The sequence below is a fragment of the Stappia sp. BW2 genome (assembly GCF_008107695.1).
Lineage (GTDB): Bacteria > Pseudomonadota > Alphaproteobacteria > Rhizobiales > Stappiaceae > Roseibium.
Map to the genome: position 1 here is coordinate 362,206 of NZ_VIRG01000066.1, position 19,883 is coordinate 382,088.

Annotated in this window: 20 protein-coding genes; all 20 read right to left on the bottom strand. The window is 60.4% G+C overall.

Annotation, left to right across the window (positions count from 1 at the left end; all coding sequences use genetic code 11):
• Positions 1-195: 195 nt before the first annotated feature.
• Positions 196-591 (bottom strand): RidA family protein, encoded by a 396-nt coding sequence (locus FMN63_RS13160; protein WP_148584421.1) that lies wholly within the window; start codon positions 589-591, stop codon positions 196-198.
• 98 nt (positions 592-689) lie between these two features.
• Positions 690-1,091, bottom strand: a complete 402-nt coding sequence (locus FMN63_RS13165; RefSeq protein WP_148584422.1) for an acyl-CoA thioesterase — start codon at positions 1,089-1,091, stop codon at positions 690-692.
• A 3-nt stretch (positions 1,092-1,094) separates the two neighbouring features.
• Positions 1,095-1,784, bottom strand: a complete 690-nt coding sequence (locus tag FMN63_RS13170) for an ABC transporter ATP-binding protein (protein WP_148584423.1) — start codon at positions 1,782-1,784, stop codon at positions 1,095-1,097.
• Positions 1,781-2,530, bottom strand: coding sequence for an ABC transporter ATP-binding protein (locus tag FMN63_RS13175; RefSeq protein WP_148584424.1), 750 nt, complete (start codon positions 2,528-2,530; stop codon positions 1,781-1,783). The genes FMN63_RS13170 and FMN63_RS13175 overlap by 4 nt, the downstream gene beginning before the upstream one ends.
• Positions 2,523-3,506 carry a branched-chain amino acid ABC transporter permease gene (locus FMN63_RS13180; protein WP_148584425.1) on the bottom strand — a complete coding sequence of 328 codons (984 nt, stop codon included), beginning with the start codon at positions 3,504-3,506 and terminating at the stop codon, positions 2,523-2,525. The genes FMN63_RS13175 and FMN63_RS13180 overlap by 8 nt, the downstream gene beginning before the upstream one ends.
• Positions 3,503-4,423: a branched-chain amino acid ABC transporter permease gene (locus FMN63_RS13185; RefSeq protein WP_148584426.1), complete on the bottom strand. Its 921-nt coding sequence runs from the start codon at positions 4,421-4,423 to the stop codon at positions 3,503-3,505. The genes FMN63_RS13180 and FMN63_RS13185 overlap by 4 nt, the downstream gene beginning before the upstream one ends.
• Before the next feature lie 57 nt (positions 4,424-4,480).
• Positions 4,481-5,617: an ABC transporter substrate-binding protein gene (locus tag FMN63_RS13190; protein WP_148584427.1), complete on the bottom strand. Its 1,137-nt coding sequence runs from the start codon at positions 5,615-5,617 to the stop codon at positions 4,481-4,483.
• A 131-nt stretch (positions 5,618-5,748) separates the two neighbouring features.
• Positions 5,749-7,368: an AMP-binding protein gene (locus FMN63_RS13195; protein ID WP_148584428.1), complete on the bottom strand. Its 1,620-nt coding sequence runs from the start codon at positions 7,366-7,368 to the stop codon at positions 5,749-5,751.
• Between the two features lie 3 nt (positions 7,369-7,371).
• A complete protein-coding gene (locus tag FMN63_RS13200) occupies positions 7,372-8,526 on the bottom strand; it encodes an acyl-CoA dehydrogenase family protein (RefSeq protein ID WP_148584429.1) in 1,155 nt (384 codons plus the stop codon).
• Complete coding sequence (locus FMN63_RS13205; RefSeq protein ID WP_148584430.1) at positions 8,526-9,326, bottom strand: enoyl-CoA hydratase family protein; 801 nt, start codon at positions 9,324-9,326, stop codon at positions 8,526-8,528. The genes FMN63_RS13200 and FMN63_RS13205 overlap by 1 nt, the downstream gene beginning before the upstream one ends.
• Complete coding sequence (locus FMN63_RS13210; protein WP_148584431.1) at positions 9,316-9,798, bottom strand: MarR family winged helix-turn-helix transcriptional regulator; 483 nt, start codon at positions 9,796-9,798, stop codon at positions 9,316-9,318. The genes FMN63_RS13205 and FMN63_RS13210 overlap by 11 nt, the downstream gene beginning before the upstream one ends.
• Positions 9,798-10,541, bottom strand: a complete 744-nt coding sequence (locus tag FMN63_RS13215) for an SDR family NAD(P)-dependent oxidoreductase (RefSeq protein WP_148584432.1) — start codon at positions 10,539-10,541, stop codon at positions 9,798-9,800. Before FMN63_RS13215 ends, FMN63_RS13210 begins: the two co-directional genes overlap by 1 nt.
• Positions 10,538-12,832 carry a bifunctional salicylyl-CoA 5-hydroxylase/oxidoreductase gene (locus FMN63_RS13220; RefSeq protein ID WP_148584433.1) on the bottom strand — a complete coding sequence of 765 codons (2,295 nt, stop codon included), beginning with the start codon at positions 12,830-12,832 and terminating at the stop codon, positions 10,538-10,540. The genes FMN63_RS13215 and FMN63_RS13220 overlap by 4 nt, the downstream gene beginning before the upstream one ends.
• A gap of 151 nt (positions 12,833-12,983) precedes the next feature.
• Complete coding sequence (locus FMN63_RS13225; protein WP_148584434.1) at positions 12,984-13,973, bottom strand: LacI family DNA-binding transcriptional regulator; 990 nt, start codon at positions 13,971-13,973, stop codon at positions 12,984-12,986.
• An 80-nt stretch (positions 13,974-14,053) separates the two neighbouring features.
• Positions 14,054-14,980 carry a ribokinase gene (rbsK, locus tag FMN63_RS13230; RefSeq protein WP_148584435.1) on the bottom strand — a complete coding sequence of 309 codons (927 nt, stop codon included), beginning with the start codon at positions 14,978-14,980 and terminating at the stop codon, positions 14,054-14,056.
• Entirely contained in the window at positions 14,977-15,387 is a 411-nt protein-coding gene (gene rbsD / locus FMN63_RS13235) for a D-ribose pyranase (RefSeq protein ID WP_148584436.1), read from the bottom strand. The genes rbsK and rbsD overlap by 4 nt, the downstream gene beginning before the upstream one ends.
• Positions 15,384-16,382: an ABC transporter permease gene (locus FMN63_RS13240; protein ID WP_148584437.1), complete on the bottom strand. Its 999-nt coding sequence runs from the start codon at positions 16,380-16,382 to the stop codon at positions 15,384-15,386. Before FMN63_RS13240 ends, rbsD begins: the two co-directional genes overlap by 4 nt.
• Complete coding sequence (locus FMN63_RS13245) at positions 16,379-17,947, bottom strand: sugar ABC transporter ATP-binding protein (RefSeq protein ID WP_148584438.1); 1,569 nt, start codon at positions 17,945-17,947, stop codon at positions 16,379-16,381. Before FMN63_RS13245 ends, FMN63_RS13240 begins: the two co-directional genes overlap by 4 nt.
• 77 nt (positions 17,948-18,024) lie before the next feature.
• Positions 18,025-18,945, bottom strand: coding sequence for a sugar ABC transporter substrate-binding protein (locus FMN63_RS13250; RefSeq protein ID WP_148584439.1), 921 nt, complete (start codon positions 18,943-18,945; stop codon positions 18,025-18,027).
• A gap of 527 nt (positions 18,946-19,472) precedes the next feature.
• Complete coding sequence (locus tag FMN63_RS13255) at positions 19,473-19,862, bottom strand: GFA family protein (protein WP_148584440.1); 390 nt, start codon at positions 19,860-19,862, stop codon at positions 19,473-19,475.
• Positions 19,863-19,883: the final 21 nt, after the last annotated feature.

The following is a 19,883-nucleotide window of genomic DNA, read 5'->3' on the forward strand; positions in this document are numbered from 1 at the left end:
GCGACGTGCGAGCCGGGATCGGGGAGTTTTGGAGCCGGGAGAAGACGCATTGGTGGTTCCCGATTCTATTTCATTGCAGTCCCGGATCGTCCTGTGCTTCCCCCGGCGAGACGCCGGCCTCTTAGGGGGACCCAAACAAAAAGCCCGGCGCGAGGCGCCGGGCTGCTGATACGTCAATCAGGAGTGTTCAGCGAGTCAGCCGACCTGGGCGGTCGCTTCGATTTCAATCAATGCGTCGTCTTCGATCAGACCGGCCACGACAACCACGGACATGGCCGGGAAATGCCTGCCCATCACCCGGCGATAGGCTTCGCCGACGTCCCTTTGGCGCGCGAGATATTCCCGCTTGTCGGTGATAAACCAAGTCAGGCGGGCAATGTCGGTCACGGCGCCGCCAGCGGCCTCGACGATGGCCACGATATTGGCGAGCGTCTGCTCCATCTGGCTGACGAAGTCATGGCTTTCGAAGACCTGGTCCTTGTTCCAGCCAATCTGGCCGCCGATGTGGAGCGTCTTGCCCTCTGTCAGCATGCCGTTTGCATAGCCTTTTGCCGGGGCCCAGCCGTTCGGTTGAATAGTTTTGACCGTCATCGATCCTGACTTTCCTTGTCTTCCGGATCAGCAAAATCAATCCGACTGGATTGACCCTCTCAAGGCTGATCGTTTCCTCCTGTTGAACCGGTCCACGTTCAGGCGAACGCCGACTGGTCCTGAAATCTTTGTTTGACCTGTTCCGGCCATGCTTCCGGCCTGCCGCCGCTATCCACGTTGACGAGAGTAAGCTCGGTCTGAAAACGTGCTTCGCCGTCGCAGGACGCAGAGATTTCGATGCCGCAGCTGGTGCGGCCGACCTTGGTCAGTTTCAGGTCGAACACCAGATAGTCGCCCAGCCGGCTGGGTGCGATGAAACGTGTGTGGATCTCGGCGGTCGGCACGGCTCCCACCTTGTGAATGTCCTTGAAAGGCCATGCGGCGACCTTGTCGAAAAAGGCTTCGACGCAATCGTTCATCATCTCGAAATAGCGAGGATAGAAAACGATCCCCGCCGGATCGCAATGCTTGAACAAGATAGGTTGCTCGAACCGGAACATTCCTCAAACCCCAATGTATTTGGCAGTGACGTCGTCAGTCAGCGCGTCGATACCACCCGCCCAGACGGATGTGCCGCGTTCCAGGATCGTTGCCCGGTCGCAGACCTGGCGCAGTTCCTTGATCGACTTGTCGATGACGAGAATGGCAAGGCCCGTTTCGGCCTTCAACTGGCGGACCACCGACCAGATTTCCTGGCGGATGACCGGTGCGAGACCTTCCGTTGCTTCGTCCAGGATCAGGAGCTTCGGGTTGGTCATCAGAGCACGGCCAATGGCGAGCATCTGTTGCTCACCACCGGAGAGCGACCCCGCCCGCTGACCGCGCCGTTCGCCGAGCCGCGGAAACATGGCGATCACGCGCTCGAAGGTCCAGTCGCCGCGCCGGGCCGCCGCAATCAGGTTTTCATGGACGCTCAACGTTCCGAAACAGCGGCGGCCTTCCGGCACAAGACCAAGGCCCAGCCTGGCCGCCTTGTGGCTTGGCAGACGGGCAAGATCTTGCCCGTCGAACACCAGTGAGCCTTGCGCGGACAGCATCCGGCAGATGCATTTGACGGTGGTCGACTTGCCCATGCCGTTGCGCCCGAGCAAGGCCAGCACTTCGCCCTCGCCGATTTCCAGATCGACGCCAAACAAGGCCTGGCTGGCTCCATAGGAGGCCGTCACATTGGACAGTGTCAGAAGACTGCTCATGCTTCGTCTCCCAGGTAAGCTTCCTTGACGGCCGCGTTGGCGCGGATCTCATCGACCGTGCCGGTGGCGATCACTTCGCCATAAACCAGCACACTGATGCGGTCGGCCAGCGAGAAGACCGCGTCCATGTCGTGTTCAACGAGCAGGATCGGCGCCTCGTGGCGGAGCTGATCGAGAAAACCGGTCAGCAGTTTGGAGCCCTCGGAGCCCATGCCCGCCATGGGTTCGTCCATCACGAGCGCCTTTGGTTTTTGTGTCAGCGCGACGGCAACTTCCAGCTGGCGGCGCTGTCCGTGGCTGAGTTCTGCCGTGCGCATGCGTGCCTGGTCCAACAGGCCGACACGGGCCAGCGCCTCCTCGGCGGTTTCGCGCAAGGACGTGTCCTTGAGCACGTTGGAGAAGAACCGCCAGGGCCGACCGCTGGCGCCCAGAGCGCCAAGCAGCACGTTCTGGAGAACCGTGTCTTCCATGGACAGCGAGGAGATCTGGAAGGTTCGCCCCAAACCGGCCCGCGCCCTGGCCCGTGTCGGCTGATGCGTGACATCCTTGCCCAGCAGGTGGACCGACCCGGAATCCGGCTTCAGCGTACCGCAGATCTGGCCGATCAGGGTGGACTTGCCAGCACCGTTGGGGCCGATGATCGCATGGATTTCTCCAGGCTTCAGGTCGATGGAAATGTCCCTGCTGGCACGCAAGGCACCAAAGCTCTTGGAGATGCCGCTTGTCTGCAGAACAGCGTCAGTCATGAACAGCCTCCCGTCCGCAGAGCATTCCAATCAGTCCACCCCTGCCGAAGAGCACGATGACAAGCAACAACAATCCCAGATAGATGTGCCAGAAGTCGCTCAGGCCCCCGAGCCAGTGTTCCAGCGCGACGAAGACCAGAGCACCGACGACAGGCCCGAACAGACGGCCAACCCCACCCAGAATGATGAAGATCATGATCTCGCCACTGGTCTGCCAACTGAACATCGTCGGGCTGACGAAGCGGTTCAGATCGGCGAACAATGCCCCGGCTAGACCGGTTATGGCACCGGAGAGAACGAAGGCAACGAGCTTGAGCCGCACCGGATCCAGACCCGCTGTTTCCACTCGAACGGGAACTTGCCGGGCGGCGTTGAGCGCGAGGCCGAACGGAGATCCCGACAGCCGCCAAGCAAACAGCAGCACAAGGCACAGCAGCCCCAGGCAAAGACCGTAGAACTGGATCGGATCCAGCGTATTGAGCCCAGGAAACCCGTTGCGAACATAGATCGACAGTCCGTCCTCTCCTCCGTATTCCGCCCAGGAAATGGCAAAGAAGAAGAACATCTGGCCAAAGGCCAGGGTGATCATGATGAAATAGACCCCTGCCGTTCGGAGAGACAGAATGCCGATCACCAGCGCAGCAAGGGAAGACACCACAATGGCCGCAAGCCAGATCACCGGCATGGACTTCGTGCCTTCAATGAGGAAAGGCCATTCGGTAAGCGCGGTGTAATTCTGGGCATGGTAGGCCAGGATGCCCATGGCATAGCCGCCCAGACCGAAGAAAACCGCATGGCCGAGACTGACCAATCCGCCAAGGCCGAGTGCGATGTTGAGGCCAACGGCGGCAATGGCGAAGACAACGGCCCGTGTCATCAGGGTGATGGTGAAGGGTTCGTCTGCCGTGATCGCCCAAAAGGGGATCGCGACGAACAACGCCAGTGTCAGCGCATTGAGATAGCGTTCCCGGATCATGCGCGCGCTCCGAACAGACCGGCAGGACGCAGGATCAGCACCGCAGCCATGAGAATGTAGATCGCCATGGAGGCGAGCGAGGAGCCGATGGAGGTGGCGGTCGACGGATCGAGAAAGAGCTTCAAGAACTCGGGCAGAAAGATGCCGCCGAGCGTATCGGTCAGCCCGACAAGGATGGCCCCCACAAGCGCGCCCTTGATGGAGCCGATACCGCCGATGACGATGACGACGAAGGCCAGGATCAGCACCGGCTCGCCCATGCCGACCTGTACCGACTGGATGGCACCGACCAGCGCACCTGCCAACCCGGCCAGTGCTGCGCCAAGAGCAAAGACGATGGTGTAGAGCCGGGCGATATCGATGCCGAGGGCCGCGATCATCTCGCGGTCATTCTCCCCTGCCCTGATCTGCACCCCGAGCCGCGTTCTGGAAATCAGCAGCCAGAGGCCAATGGCAACGGCAAGACCGACCGCGATCAGCGTCAATCGATAAAGCGGATATTCGATACCGCCCGGAAGCGTGACCGGACCGGACAGGAACTCCGGCACATTGAGAAACAAGGGAAAGGAACCGAAAATCCAGCGCGTTCCTTCGGAAAAGATCAGGATCAGCGCGAAGGTGGCCAGCACCTGATCCAGATGGTCCTTCGTATAAAGCCGACGAATAACCACCAGCTCGACAAGGGCACCTGCGATGGCGGCCCCGGCAAGTGCCCCGATGAGGCCAAGCAGAAAGGATCCGGTGGCAGCCGCAACAGCCGCCGCGCAGAAGGCGCCGATCATGTAAAGCGAACCATGGGCAAGGTTGATCAACCCCATGACGCCGAAGATCAAGGTCAGCCCGGCGGCCATCAGAAACAGCATGATGCCGAATTGCAGGCCATTCAGAACCTGCTCTATGAGCAATATCAGAGACATGAGTTCCCCGCCCCGTTTGCCGGTGCAGCTTCCTGCACCGGCTTTTGGGTCAATACCTTACATGCTGCACTCGTCCGAATAGGCATCGCCGTGATCGCTCAGGGCCGTTCCTACGATCTTGTTGGTGTAGACGTCGCCTTCCTTGATCACCTCACGGACATAGATGTCCTGGATCGGGTGATGGTTCGGGCCGAAGCTGAACTTGCCGCGCACGGACGGGAAGTCCGCAGCCTCAAGAGCGGCCCGGAAAGCGTCCGCGTCCGTCACATCCGCCTTGGCCATGGCCGACAGCAGCAGGTTGGCCGTGTCGAAACCCTGGGCCGCATAGAGCGACGGCAGGCGGCCGTATTCGGCTTTGAAGCTTTCCACAAACGCCTTGTTGGCATCGTTGTCGATGTCCTTGCTCCACTGGCTGGTGTTCTTCACCCCCAGCGCCGCATCGCCAACCGCCTGCAGGATGCCCTGATCGAACGAGAAAGCAGGACCGACGACAGGAAGATCGATGCCGCTGTCGGCGTATTGCTTCAGGAAGGAGATCCCCATGCCGCCGGGCAGGAAGAAGAACACGCTGTCTGCGCCAGATGCACGGATCTGCGCCAACTCGGCCGCATAGTCGGTCTGGCCCAGCTTGGTGTAGATCTCGCCCGCCAGTTCGCCGCGATAATAGCGTTTGAAGCCGGTGAGCGAATCCTTGCCGGCCGGATAGTTCGGCGCAAGGATAAAGGTCTTCTTGAAACCGGCTTCCTTGGCGTAGGCACCAGCGGCCTCATGCAGGTTGTCGTTCTGATAGGCGACGCTGAAATAGTTCGGATTGCAGCCTTTGCCGGCCAGTGCGGACGGACCGGCGTTCGGCGACAGGTAGAACTTGCCCTGAGCGGTCACGGACGGCACGACGGCCATGGCCAGGTTCGACCAGATGATACCGGTCAGGACGTCGACCTTGTCCGACTGGATCATCTTGTCGGCAAGCTGAACCGCGACGTCCGGTTTGCGCTGGTCGTCCTCGACGATCACCTCAAGGTCCTTGTTGCCGGCCTGTTTGACCGCCAGCATGAAGCCGTCGCGCGCATCGATGCCTAGGCCCGCACCGCCGCCGGAGAGCGTCGTGATCATGCCGACCTTCACTGGTTCGGCGTTGGCACTGGAAAGGCCGATCGCCAGCGCGGCTGCCGCCGCCAATGTTACAAATTTCATGTGCTGCTCCTCTTGGTCTTTGGACCTGCTGTTCCCGTTTTTTTAGTTTGGACCGCCGCGCTTCATTTTCCGGCACGGTCGGCAAGGGGCTTGTTGTCTTGTTTTCCCGCGTGCCCCACGCGGAGTTCTGATCAGGCGTCCGGACGCAACCGGAAGCGCTGAATCTTGCCAGTTTCCGTTTTCGGCAAGGTATCGGCAAAAACAATCGACCGTGGATACTTGTAGGGAGCGATCGTCGCCTTGACGTGGTCTTTCAGAATTTTGGAAAGATCATCCGACGCTTCCTCACCAGTCACGAGAACCACGTGAGCCTGGACGATGGCGCCACGCTCCTCATCTGGCGCAGAGATGACGGCGCATTCCTGAACCGCCGGATGCGCCAGCAGTGCTGCCTCCACTTCCGGACCGGCGATGTTGTAGCCGGCGGAGATGATCATGTCGTCGTTGCGAGCGGCAAAGTGCAGATGGCCGTCCTCGCTCATGGAGAAACTGTCGCCGGTGATGTTCCAGCCGTCGATCACGTACTGGCCCTGGCGGTCGTCTGCCAGATAGCGGCAACCGGTCGGTCCACGCACGGCAAGGCGTCCCACTTCCCCGGGAGCAACGTCGTTGCCGTCCTGGTCGAGAATTCTAACCTCGTATCCGGACACAGGCTTGCCTGTGCAGGCAGGCTTGTGATCATCGAAGCGGTTGGAGATGAAGATATGCAGCATCTCCGTTGCGCCGATCCCGTCCAGCATCGGCTTACCCGTCTTGGCCATCCACGCTTCATAAACGGGAGCCGGCAAGGTTTCACCGGCAGAAACCGCGGCGCGCAGTGAAGAAAGGTCAGCCCCCTCGTCCATGGCCTGCAACATCACCCGGTAGGCGGTCGGCGCAGTAAAGCAGACGGTGGCCTTATATTTCTCGATGATCTCGATCATGTTCGGCGGTGTCGCAGCTTCCAGAAGCGTCGCCGCTGCACCGAACCGCAGCGGAAAGATCGCCAGTCCGCCGAGACCGAAGGTGAAGGCCAGTGGCGGCGACCCGACAAACACATCGTCCGGCGTAACGCCCAGGACCTCTTTTGCATAGCCGTCGGCAATGATCAGCAGATCCCGGTGGAAGTGCATCGTCGCCTTGGGTGTACCGGTGGATCCGGAGGTGAAGCCCAGCAAGGCGACATCGTCTCGCCCCGTCTGCACGGCGTCATAGAGCACGGGTTTTTCCAGCGCGAGCCGGTCCAGTTCCGCATCGTGGTTCGACGTCCCGTCAAAACCGATCACCTTCTTCAGAAAGGAGGAGGTTTTGGCGCAGGCAACCATCTCGTCCATGAGGCGTGTGTCGCAAAGGGCGAATTCGACTTCGGCCTTGTCGACGATCTTGGAAAGTTCACCGGCGCGCAGCATGGGCATCGTGTTGACGACAACCGCACCCGCTTTTGTTGCTGCAAGCCAGCAGGCGACCATGGCCGGGTTATTTGCGGACCGGATCAGCACCCGGTTGCCCGGTTTTACGCCCAGATCCTCAGTCAGTGCATTGGCCAGACGGTTGGTCCAGTCCGAAAGTTCCTTGTAGGTGCGGCGGCGGCCATTGCCGATCAGGGCGGTGTGATCTCCCAACCCCTTTTCGACCATCCTGTCAGTCAGTTCGACGCCCGCATTGAGACGTTCGGGATACTGAAACCCATCCAGAAGGAAGTCGGGCCAGCTGTCTTCCGGCGGAAGGTTGTCCCGGGTGAAGGTATCAACATGTGCGGAGGAACCAAGCATGGATCAGTCTCCCTGAAATGCGCCAAGAGTCTGGCGCGCGATGATGATTTTCTGGACGTCCGACGCCCCTTCGTAGATCCGAAGGGCGCGAATTTCACGATAGAGCTTTTCAACCTGCATTCCCGAGCGCACGCCGTCACCGCCATGAAGCTGCACGGCCTTGTCGATGACTTTCTGCGCCTGATCGGTCGCAAACAGCTTCGCCATGGCGGCTTCGCGTGTAACGCGTGGGGCACCGCTGTCCTTGGTCCAGGCAGCTCGGTAAATCAGAAGCGCGGCGGCATCGACGTCCAGCGCCATATCGGCGATATGCCCCTGCACCAGTTGCAGATCGAACAGCGGTGAGCCCTGAATTTCACGCGTCGTGACCCGGGAAAGCGCCTCGTCCAGCGCCCGGCGGGCAAAGCCCAGAGCGGCGGCGGCGACCGTTGAGCGGAAGATATCCAGAACCGACATGGCGATCCTGAACCCTGCTCCCGGCGTTCCGATCAGGTTCTTTTTCGGAATGCGGCAACCGGTAAAACGCAATGTGGCAAGCGGATGGGGTGCGATGGTCTCCAGTCGCTCAACGACTTCAAAGCCCTGGAGATCCGGCGTCACGATGAACGCGGAAAGTCCCTTCGCCCCAGGCGCTTCGCCGGTTCTGGCAAAGAGCGTGTAGACGTCAGCGATACCGCCGTTGGAGATCCATGTCTTTTCGCCGTCGAGCACATAGGCATCGCCATCGTCGGTGGCGGTCATGGTCGAGTTGGCAACATCCGAGCCGGATTGGGGTTCGGTCAACGCAAAGGCGGAGATTGCCTTGCCACTGCGCGTCAGCGGGAGCCACTCGGCTTTCTGTTCGTCCGTGCCGAACAGCGAAATGGCACCGGTGCCGAGCCCCTGCATGGCGAAGGCGAAGTCGGCCAAACCATCATGACGGGCCAGGGTTTCGCGGATGAGGCAGAGGCTGCGCACATCCAGCTTGCCATCCGGCGCGCCGCTGTGCTGCAGAAAGCCTGCTTCGCCCAGGGCCGTGACCAGATGCCGGCAGGCAGCGTCCGTGTCCGTATGATCGAGATCGGCCAGATGCGCGCCTGCCCAGACCTCCAGGTCCTCGGCAAGACCCCAGTGTTGGTCTTCGAAGAACGGCCAGCGGAGAAACGATTTATCCGACATCAATCACCCTCGAAAACTGGCTTTTCTTTCTTGACGAAAGCTTCATAAGCCCGGCGGAAGTCATTGCCCTGCATGCAGATTGCCTGCGCCTGGGCTTCCGCTTCGATGGCCTGATCAAGCCCCATGGACCATTCCTGCGCCAGCATGGTTTTGGTCATGGAATTGGAGAAGGTCGGGCCGGAAACAATACGGCCGGCCATGTCCATGGCCGTCTGCTCAAGCTCGTCCGACGGGACCACCGCGTTGAAGAATCCCCAGGCATGACCTTCCTCGGCCTTCATCGAGCGGCCGAGATAAAGCAGCTCCGCAGCCCGTCCCTGACCGATGATCCGCGGCAGGATCGCACAAGCGCCCATGTCGCAACCGGCAAGGCCGACCTTGTTGAACAGGAAAGCAACCTTGGCCTCTGGTGTGGCTACACGCAGATCGGATGCCATGGCCATGATGGCACCGGCACCGGCGCAGATGCCGTCCACCGCCGAAATGATCGGCTTGCCGCAATTGAGCATGGCTTTCACCAGATCGCCCGTCATGCGGGTGAAGGCCAAAAGCTCCTTCATGTTCATTTTGGTCAGCGGGCCGATGATGTCGTGAACATCGCCGCCGGAGCTGAAATTGCCACCATTCGGCAGGATCACCACCGCATGAACATCGTCGGCATAAACGAGATCCCGGAACCAGTCGCGCAGTTCTGCATAGCTTTCGAAGGTCAGCGGGTTCTTGCGTTCGGGCCGGTCGAGCGCGATGCGCGCAATGCCGTTGGCGATCTCACATTTGAAATGCGTCACGTCACTTCGCATTGCCACTCTCCTCCTGGCTTTGACGTTTCAGAACCAGATCGAGCCGGCTCGAAAGCGCAGCGATATCGTCCGCCGACCAGCCCTCGAGCAGTTCATCGATCCAGGATTCGTGATGGGCGGCAAGTTCCTCGAAGGCGGTCCTGCCTTTGGGGGTCAACCGGGCCACCTGGGCGCGCCGGTCGCCCGGAACGGCAACGCGCAGGACAAGGCCTTCTTCGGTCAGCTTGTCGACAATGCCGGTAACATTGCCGTTCGACACCTTCAGGAACGTCGACAGTTCCGACATCTTCAGGCCATCGGGAAACCGGGCAAGCGCAGACATCACATCGAACCGCGGTAGCGTCGTGCCATGCTGGTCACGCAGGTTCCGGCGGATCTCTGCCTCGATTCCATTGACGGATTTCAAAAGCTTCAGCCAGAGACGCAGGCGCGTCTTGGACAAGGCTTCCTGTTTTTCCGCAGTTTCCGCCATCAGAGCTCCCCTCCTGAAAGTGTCAGCGCGTGGCCGTTTACGGACACGGCTCCATCAGAACACAGATAGAAAGCAGCTTCGGCAACTTCCGAAACCTGAATAAACCGTCCCTGTGGATTATCCGCTTTCAGGCTATCGGCCGCAGATTCCGGGCTCATACTGGTCTTTTCGACGATTGTGTCGATGGAACGCTGCAACAACGGCGTCTCGATGAAGCCCGGGCATATGGCGTTGACCGTTATTCCGGTTCTGGCCAGTTCCCGCGCCAGCGAACGCGTCAGGCCCACCACCGCGTGTTTGGCGGCGCTATAGGCGCTGACATAGGGATAGCCGCGCAGTCCAGCCGTGGAGGCGATTGCGATCATCCGGCCCCAGCCACTTGCCTTCATGTCCGGCAGTGCCGCCTGCCAGACATTGGAGACGCCGAAGAGGTTCACCGCCAGCATGGCCTGGAAGTCTTCCACCGTGGTGCGGGCAAAAGGCTTGCTGCTGGCAGCACCGGCATTGGCGATCACCACATCCACAGGGCCGTTCATCTGCCGGGCCGCGTCGACAGCCGCCTGGACGGCCTGCGTGTCGGTTACATCGCAGATCTGATAGGGCAACTTCTGTTCGGCAAGGCTTGCTTCCGTCCTGCCGAAAATGGTGACCTTCGCGCCTTTTTCGGCGAAGAGGTGGGCACAGGCAGCGCCAACGCCGCTGCCGCCACCGGTTACAAGGATATGGCGACCTTCGACGCTCATACCTTCAGCATCTCCGCTTCCCGGTCGGCCAGACGCCACATCTGGTCGCGGCCGGCAAGATAGGGCAGCGGCCAGTCGGTAGCCTTGCGGTCGCCGATCTTGGCGGCTTCATGCAGCGTCCAGTAGGGATCTGCCAGATGCGGACGGCCGACGGCGACAAGATCCGCCCGACCCGCCATCAGGATCGAGTTGGCATGGTCAGCCTCGTAGATGTTGCCGACAGCCATTGTCGGCAGTCCACCCTCGTTGCGGATGCGGTCGGAGAACGGCGTCTGGAACATGCGGCCATAGACCGGACGTGCCTTCGGCGTTGTCTGACCGGCGGAAACGTCGACCAGATCGACACCGGCGTCCCGGAACCGGCGGGCGATTTCAACCGCATCATCCGGCGTGATGCCTTCCTCGCCCACCCAGTCGCAGGCGGAGATGCGCACCGACATCGGCTTATTCTCAGGCCAGACGGCCCGCATGGCGTTGAAGACTTCCAGCGGCCAGCGCATCCGGTTGTCCAGCGATCCGCCGTACTCATCCGTCCGCGCGTTGGAAACCGGCGAAATGAACGACGACAGCAGATAGCCGTGAGCGGCATGAAGCTCGATCATGTCGAAGCCGGCGCGCTCGGCCATTTCGGCAGCAGAAACGAACTGGGCCTTGATCTCGTCCATCTCGGCCAGCGTGATTTCGCGCGGCGACGCATTGCCGTCCGACCAGGGAATGGCGGATGCGGACACAAGGTCCCAGTTGCCGTCTTCAAGAGGCTTGTCCATGCCTTCCCAGCCGATCCGCGTGGAGCCTTTCCGGCCGGAATGACCGATCTGGCAACAGATCTTGGCCTCGGTTTCGGCATGCACGAAGTCGGTCAGCCGTTTCCAGGCTGCCTCGTGTTCAGGCGCATAAAGGCCAGGGCACCCTGGCGTGATCCGGCCTTCGGCACTGACGCAGGTCATCTCGACAAAAACGAGCCCTGCCCCGCCCTTGGCGCGCTCGCCGTAATGGATCAGGTGCCAATCGGTCGGCGCACCATCAACAGCCTTATACTGGGCCATTGGCGATACAACGATGCGGTTCTTCAGCTCCATTTCACGCAGCTTGAACGGCGTGAACATCGGCGCGCGCACCGGTGAGTTCGGTGATACGCCCGCCTGGTTCATGAACCAGCGCTCGGCGGACTCCAGCCATTTCGGGTCGCGCAGACGCAGGTTTTCGTGGCTGATACGCTGGGAGCGGGTCAGCATGGAATAGTTGAACTGAACGGGATCGAGATGGAGATACCGCTCGACATGCTCGAACCATTCCAGCGAATTGCGGGCTGCCGACTGCAGACGCAGCACCTCCAGGCGCCGGTCTTCCTCATAACGCTTGAAGGCAGCGGCCATGTCCGCTTCCGTATGCAGATATTCCGCAAGAGCGATTGCCGATTCAAAGGCAAGCTTGGTGCCGGACCCGATGGAGAAATGCGCAGTTGCGGCGGCGTCGCCGAGCAGCACCACGTTCTCATGGCTCCACTTATCGCACAGCACGCGTGGGAAACGGATCCAGGCGGAACCACGGATATGCTTGGCGTTGGTCATCAGCGGATGGCCGCCAAGGTGATCCTTGAAGATCTCCTCGCAGGTCCGGATGCTCTCTTCCTGACTCATCTCGCCAAAGCCGAAGGCATCAAAGGTTTCCTGCGTGCACTCCACGATGAAGGTCGCGGTCTCATCGTCGAACTGATAGGCGTGCGCCCAGACCCAGCCGTGCTTGGTTTCTTCAAAGATGAAGGTGAAGGCATCAGCGAATTTCTGATGGGTTCCGAGCCAGACAAACTGGCACAGACGCTGATCGATATCCGGCTTGAAGGTATCCTGATAGAGCGTCCGGGTCTTGGAATTCAGACCGTCGCTGGCAACCACAAGATCGTAGTCCTTGCGATAGTCCTCGGCGCTGTCGACCTCGGTTTCAAATTTCAGGTTGATGCCAAGTTCCCGGGCTCGCTCCTGCAGGAGCACCAGGAGTTTCATACGGCCGATACCGCAGAAACCATGCCCGGTAGAGACAAGACGTTCACCACGCATATGCAGGGCAATGTCGTCCCAATAGGCGAAATTCTCGCCGATGGCCTTGGCACTGACAGGGTCGTTGACGGCAAGATTCTGCAAGGTCTCATCAGACAACACCACGCCCCAGCCGAACGTGTCGTCGGCGCGGTTGCGCTCGATCACGTCGATCTCGTGAGACGGGTCTCGCAGTTTCATCGAGATGGCGAAATAGAGACCGGCAGGTCCTCCGCCCAGACAAGCAATCCTCATACGAAACTCCCCTGCTGTGTTATGCTTCAGCGAACCACAGGGAGATTTTTATTTCAAGCCTAAAATTTCAAGCTTGAAACAAATGCCGATAGAGCTCTGCCAATTGGTTATCATGCCTTGTGGACGCAGGTTGGCAACACTCAGTGTCGTATTAGGAAGAAGAGACTGTCCCCGTCGATTCCCGCACCACGATCTCCCCTGCAATCGCCTCGTCGGCCGCAGCTTCCCTTGCAAAGATCCGTTCAACCGCTGACCCTGCCAGCCGTTCGATTGGCTGACGCAAGGTGGTGAGACGCGGGACAACGAGAGCCGCGAGCGCAATATCATCGAAGCCGGTGACGGACAGATCCGCCGGAATGGCGATCTTCAGGTCGCGCGCACAACGCAGAACGCCGATGGCCTGCTGGTCGCTGGCGGCGGCGATGGCGGTGGGGCGGGTCTCGCTTGAGGCGCCTTTCAGGATTTCCCGGCCGATGTCCTCACCGCTGTCGTAATCGAAATGGCCTTCGTGAACGGTGAGCATGATCGGATCGTCCGACGTCGACAGGGACTTGATCCGGGCAACGAAACCTTCCTGCCGCTGGCGGGCAACCTCCATGGATTGCGGGCCGGCGATATAGGCGATGCGGCGATGCCCCAGGCCAACCAGGTGATCGGCAATCCTCGCCGAACCGTCGAAATGATCGGTCGCGACCAGCGGATAGGGTCCGAACCGGCGGTCGAGCGAGACTATCGGAACATCGGCCTTGTGTGTCTGGCCGCCGTCGGAGGTCGCCACAACGATGACCCCGCACACGGCCCTGTCGAGCAGTGCCGCAATCTGTGTCTGCTCGGCGTCCGCATCATCGTGGGAGTTCGCCAGCATCACCGAGTGCCCCCGTTTGGCGGCCTCCATTTCAATGTTCTTGGCGAGCTGGGAAAAGAACGGATTGGTGATATCCGGCACTACAAGGCCGATCACGTCGATGCTGTTGGTGCGCAGTGCCCTGGCGGCAAGGTTGGGTTTGTAGTCCAACTCCTGCATTGCCGCGAGCACACGTTCCTTCAGCGGTTGCTTGACGGATTCATTCTTGGACAGAACGCGCGAGACAGTACCAACCGACACACCGGCTTTGCGTGCGACGTCTTTGATTGTTGGCATGTTTTGCGTGTCTCCCCGCGCCCCAGGCGATGCCTACCTTGAACCACTCCTCGATGACAGGATCAAGCATTTGAATTCATTCAGGCGATGCGCTGAACGGGGAATGCCTCCAGCTCGTCCAGACGTGGCAGGGATGCGGCGGCTCCCTTGCGGGTGGTCGCCAGGGCTGCCGCCTGCATGGCGAACGCAATCGCTTCTTCAATCGGCTTGTTCATGGCGATCCGCGCCGCGAATGCGCCATTGAAACAATCCCCGGCGGCAACCGTGTCGATACTGTGCACCTTCGGGGCCGGCAAGGCGCCGGCGCTGCCGTCGATGGACCAGGCCACACCGTCCGCCCCCATCGTGACGATGGCGCCGCGCAGACCAAGGGTCCGCAGGGCATCGGCTGCCTCTCGTGCATCTGCCAGTGTTCGAGGTTCCGCTCCCAGCAGACCACCGGCCTCGCCCGCGTTTGGGGTCAGAATGTCGAACGCGGTCAACACCTCTGCAGGCCAGGCAGGCTCGGGGGCCGGTGCCGGATCCATGATCACCAGCGCACCGGCCTGACGCGCCGGCCGCGCCGCTGCCAGTGACGTTTCCAGGCCGATTTCATTCTGAAGCAGCAGAACACGGCTTTGACCCAGGATATCTGCTTGTTTAGACACAGTATCGGGCGACAACCGGCCGTTGGCACCGGCGGAAAGCCGGATCATGTTCTGCCCATCCGGGCCGACATCGATGAAGGCGAGGCCAGTTGCGGTGTCCGGCAATTCCTCCAGCAGGGTCATAACCCCTTCGGGCCTCAAAGCTGCGGCAGCTTCCGCCCCAAAACCATCTTTGCCGACGGCCCCGATGAAATTGACATTCGCACCCAGCCGGGCGGCAGCGACAGCCTGATTTGCCCCCTTCCCGCCCAGCGAGGTGACGGTTTCACGAACGGAGATGGTCTCACCGATCTTCGGCCAGCGGTCGAGATAGCTGGTAAGGTCGATATTGATGCTGCCGACAACGGTAACGGACGTCAAAACGCTACTCCGCTGATGAGAATGATGTTGGCGTAGGGGGTAACCTCGCCAGTGCGGATTACGGCCCTGGCCTTTTGCGTCCGCTGTTTGAACGCTTCGTGCGACAGCCTTGAAACGGCGATCTCCTTGCCCGTTTCCGACGCCCAGAAGTCTACCTCGCGCTGCATCAGCGACGACAGGTCGTCAGAGGCTTCCTCAGCCCAGACGGCCCCCTCAATGACGAGTTCGGATTGCAGCGCGGCGAGCAGCTCACGGAAGGTTGGCACGCCCGGCGTGATGGCAAGGTCGATGACGTCCACACCGGCAGGCACAGGCAGGCCTGCATCGGCGACCACGATTTCATCCATATGCCCGAGAGAGGCGACTAGCGCACTCAGGTGGCGGTTCAGCAGGGCTGTGCGTTTCATTTGGCTGTGTACTTTGCACGGTAGTAGTCGAGGATGACAGCAACGATAATGACGACACCGGTGATCATCTGGCGCATGAAGTCGCTGAGGCCGATCAGGATGAGACCGTTGGCGAGAACACCGATGATGAAGGCGCCGAGCAGCGTTCCGATGACCGATCCCCGTCCGCCGCTGAGGCTGGTACCGCCGATGATGACGGCTGCGATGGCGTTGAGTTCAAAACCGATGCCGGCAATCGGGCTGGCGATGTTGAGACGCGCCATATAGACCACGGCCGCGATTCCGGCCGTCAGTCCGCAGATGGTGAAGGCCGCGATCTTGTAGCGGGCCACCGAATGACCGGCCAGCCGGACGGCTTCCTCGTTGTTGCCGATGCCGTAGATCAGGCGGCCGAAGACCGTGAAATTCAGCACGAACCAGGCAATGAAGACCAGAACCAACGCCACCAGGAACACCACCGGCACGCCGTAGATCATGGCGGACCCGAATTCCTCGAAGGCAAAGGGGAAGGAATAGATGGTCTGCGCCTCGGACACCTGCAGCGCCGCGCCACGGGCAATGTTCAGCATGCCGAGCGTGATGATGAAGGACGGCAGCGACCAGTAGGCACTGATGGCACCATTGAGAAAGCCGCAGAAGACACCAGTCAGCGTGGCCGCGACAATGGCAAGCGCAATGGCTTCCGCCGGTCCGAAGCCGGGCAAGGTAATCGCCTTGCCGGCCACAACGGCAGCAAAGGCCATCACAGACCCGACAGATAGATCGATACCGCCAATCAGGATGACGAAGGTCATGCCGACGGCCAGCACCAGATTGATGGTGATCTGGGTCAGGATGTTGGTGATGTTGTTCGGCGTCAGAAAGTGCTCGGTGAAGAGCGAGAAAAAGACGATCAGCGCCAGCAGAGCCAGACCGATACCGGCATTGTGCAGCACCGTCCGGATGGAGAACTTCGGTGCCGCAGCAGCCGTTTCACTCAAGGTTTCGGTTGTCATGTGTCGTTTTCCCCGGCGCCCGGCGTTTGCCCATAGGCCAGTTTCAGGATGTTTTCTTCTGAGAAGTCGGGGCGTTTCACTTCGCCCTGGATCTCGTGTTCGGCAAGCACCAGAATGCGGTCGGCCAGCGTCATCAGCTCCGGCATTTCCGAAGAGACCACAAGCAGGGCCACGCCTTCACGGGCCAGGTCCTTCAGAATGGCGTAGATTTCCGCCTTGGCGCCAACGTCGACACCACGTGTGGGCTCGTCGAGCAGCAGAACCTTCGGATTGCGCGCCAGCCACTTGGCCAGAACAACCTTCTGCTGGTTGCCGCCGGACAGGCTCGACGCGGGGTCCGAGGTACGGCCGTACTTGAGGGTCAGCCGGGCTGCGCCTGCAATGGCCTGGCGCGTTTCCTCCGCCAGCTTCAAGAGCCCCGAACGGGAAACGGATCCCATATTGGCCAGCGAGATATTCGCGGCAATGGGCATACCCAGAATGAGCCCTTCGTCCTTGCGGTCTTCCGTGACAAATCCAATCCCGGCCGCGATGGCATCGCGCGGGCCTTTGCAACGCACTTCCGTGGCATCGCGAAAGATCTTTCCGGACCGGGGTGGATCAATGCCGAAGATGCCGCGCAGGATTTCCGTTCGTCCGGCGCCGACAAGTCCGGAAATTCCGACAATCTCGCCGTAGCGCAAATCAAGCGAAATCCCCGAGTTTCCGGGATTTGCGGAGGTCACAAGATTTTCCAGCCGCAGCGCGCTTGCCCCCACAACGTGGCCCTCGGGGTGCTCATGCTGCTCTGCGGCCAGTTTGCGCCCAACCATCCGCTGAACCACACCTTCCGGCGTGGTCTCGCTGATGAGATCGGTCGCGATGGTCTTGCCGTTTCGGAACACCGTGACACGGTCGCAGATGGCAAAGACTTCATCGAGATGGTGCGAGACGAAGACCACCGTGACCCCGTCCGCCTTGATGCCGGCGACGATGTCGAACAGGCGTTTGGTCTCGCGTTCCGTCAGGGTCGCGGTCGGTTCATCCAGGATCAGGATCCGGCTTTTCGACTGCAGTGCCCGCGCGATCTCGACAAGTTGGCGATGGGCAATTCCGAGCGCGCTCACCGGCGCGGTAACGTCCACATCCGTCAGCCCGATTGAGTCCAGGGCCTTGCGGGCACGCCGGTTCATTTCCTTGCGGTCCAGAAGACCAAGGCTGTTCTTCGGCAATTGCTCGATGGAGATGTTTTCGGCGATGGAGAGATGTTCCAGCAGGTTGAATTCCTGATGAACCACCTGCACGCCATGATCCTTGGCATCATGCGGGCTCGAAGGACGATAAGGCTCGCCCGCCAGGACAATTTGCCCAGCATCGTAGGGAAACACGCCGGAAAGGATCTTGATGAGGGTCGATTTGCCCGCGCCGTTTTCTCCAACGAGCGCATGAACCTCGCCTTCGTCCAGGGAAAAGCTAACCCCGTCCAGCGCCTTGACGCCACCGAAGTGCTTCTTCAGACCCTCGACCGTCAGGAAAGCGCGGTCCGGTGCAGCAGCGGGCGCTGCGGCAAGCGATGCTGCTGCCATGATGCGTCCAGTCGTTCTTTAATGGATAAACAGCTCCCGCCCTGAAGCTGACCGGGCGGGAGCCTTCTTGAGACTGCTTACTTCACAGTCACCAATTCAATCGGGGTCTTGACCCAGCCTTGCAGCGGTTCACCGGTCGAAACCACGTCGAGCGCCATATCGATGGCGTTGGCCGCCATTTCGGTGCCGAACTGGTCGACGGTTGCCAGCATCCTGCCGTCTTCGATCATCGGACCGACAGCGGGAATGTTGTCGAAACCGACCACTTCGATGTCGGTGCGACCGGCGCTTTCCAGTGCCTTCACGACGCCGATGGCCATGGAGTCATTGGCTGCCATGACGCCCTGGATGTCGGGATGAGCCGTCAGCATTGTGGCGAACACCTGGTTGGCTTCTTCGGTTTCCCAATGCGCTGTCCGGCTGTCGAGCAGGTCGAGCTTGTATTCGGCAACGGAATCCTCAAAGCCCAGACGGCGCTGAGTGGCGTTGTCCGCACCCGGGTTGCCCTCGATGATGACGACCTTGCCGCCCTCACCCAGCTTCTTGCCCAGTGCATCGCCTGCAAGCTTGGCGCCGCCCCGGTTGTCCGGACCGACGAAGGCCAGCTCGACGCCCTGCTGCTTCTTGGCTTCCTCATCAAGCGCCACGTCGAAGTTGACCACGACGATACCGGCTTCCATCGCCTTTTTCAGCGGACGGACCATGGCACGGCTGTCGGCAGGCGCGACCACAATGGCGTCGACATCCTGGGTGATGAAGTTTTCGACCGCGTTGATCTGAGATTCAAAGTCGGTCTCGTTCTGCATGCCGACGGCCTTGAGCTCGTAGTCGCCACGGCGCTTCTGGTGCTCTTCGGCACCCACCATCATGTTCTGAAAGAACTCGTTGGCCAACGATTTCATGATCAGACCAACCACCGGCTTTTCGTCAGCGAGAGCGGTTCCACCAAGCAAAGCGAGGCCTGTCGCCGCCGCAGCAGCGATTTTCAATAACTTCATGATTTTCCTCCCAAAAAGGCTGCACCTCTCACGCCATTCCAAGGGCGCTATCAGGTTCGATAATTGAAAGCACGGCCAAATTGGGACGTCAATATGAAACGTTTCATTTTTTTGAATGCATTCATTTCATACGTAGAAATCACGAGCGATTTCAGCAACTTTCACCTGAAATTAAACGTGAGAAAAATTTGCTCGACAGGGTTCAGAAGCGGGGCCAGGAAGATCGAATCCGCTCGCCTTCATCTCTCCGGACCAGAAAAACGTTGCCGGTCGCCCAAACATATATCGGAAATCAGCGGGCCCGAAATCTTGCCGGCATCGACGTTCCGGCAGCTGGCTCTCGGGACAAGCGCAGCACTGATCCCGAGGTCAGATCACTCTCAAACTCGCATTGAGCCCCGGTTTGATCGCGCCAACGCTTCTTGAAAACGCGACTGCTCCGGAAATGAGGAGACCTAGGATCTTGTGACGGGCCACCGGCTGGAAACCCGAGGGGTGCGCGGACGTCACTGGGCTAACCGCGCGCCCTACTCCTCGCGGCCCTCATTTTCCCGGTCCCGTTCGTAGTGCGCGGAAAGCGGAAACTCCGGCAACCAGGTTTCGCGGCGGATGGTCCAGAGTTCGTAGGTTGGCTTCAACTGGTCGGGTGCATCGAGCGCGCCAAGATGCACCTCGGTTTCATCGCCCGTTTGCGAGAAAACGGACGACCCGCACCGCGGGCAGAAGGACCGCCCCTGGTACTCGCCCGTTTCCCCCTCGTGACTTACAGCGTCCTGCGGAAAGACGGCTGAGGCATGGAACAATGCCCCGTGGTGCTTGCGGCAGTCGAGACAGTGGCACAGGCCAACCCGGTAGGGATCGCCTTCCGCCACGAACCTGACATTTCCGCACAGGCAGCCACCGGTGTATCGCTTCATCTTCGCCGTCTCCTCAGCCGT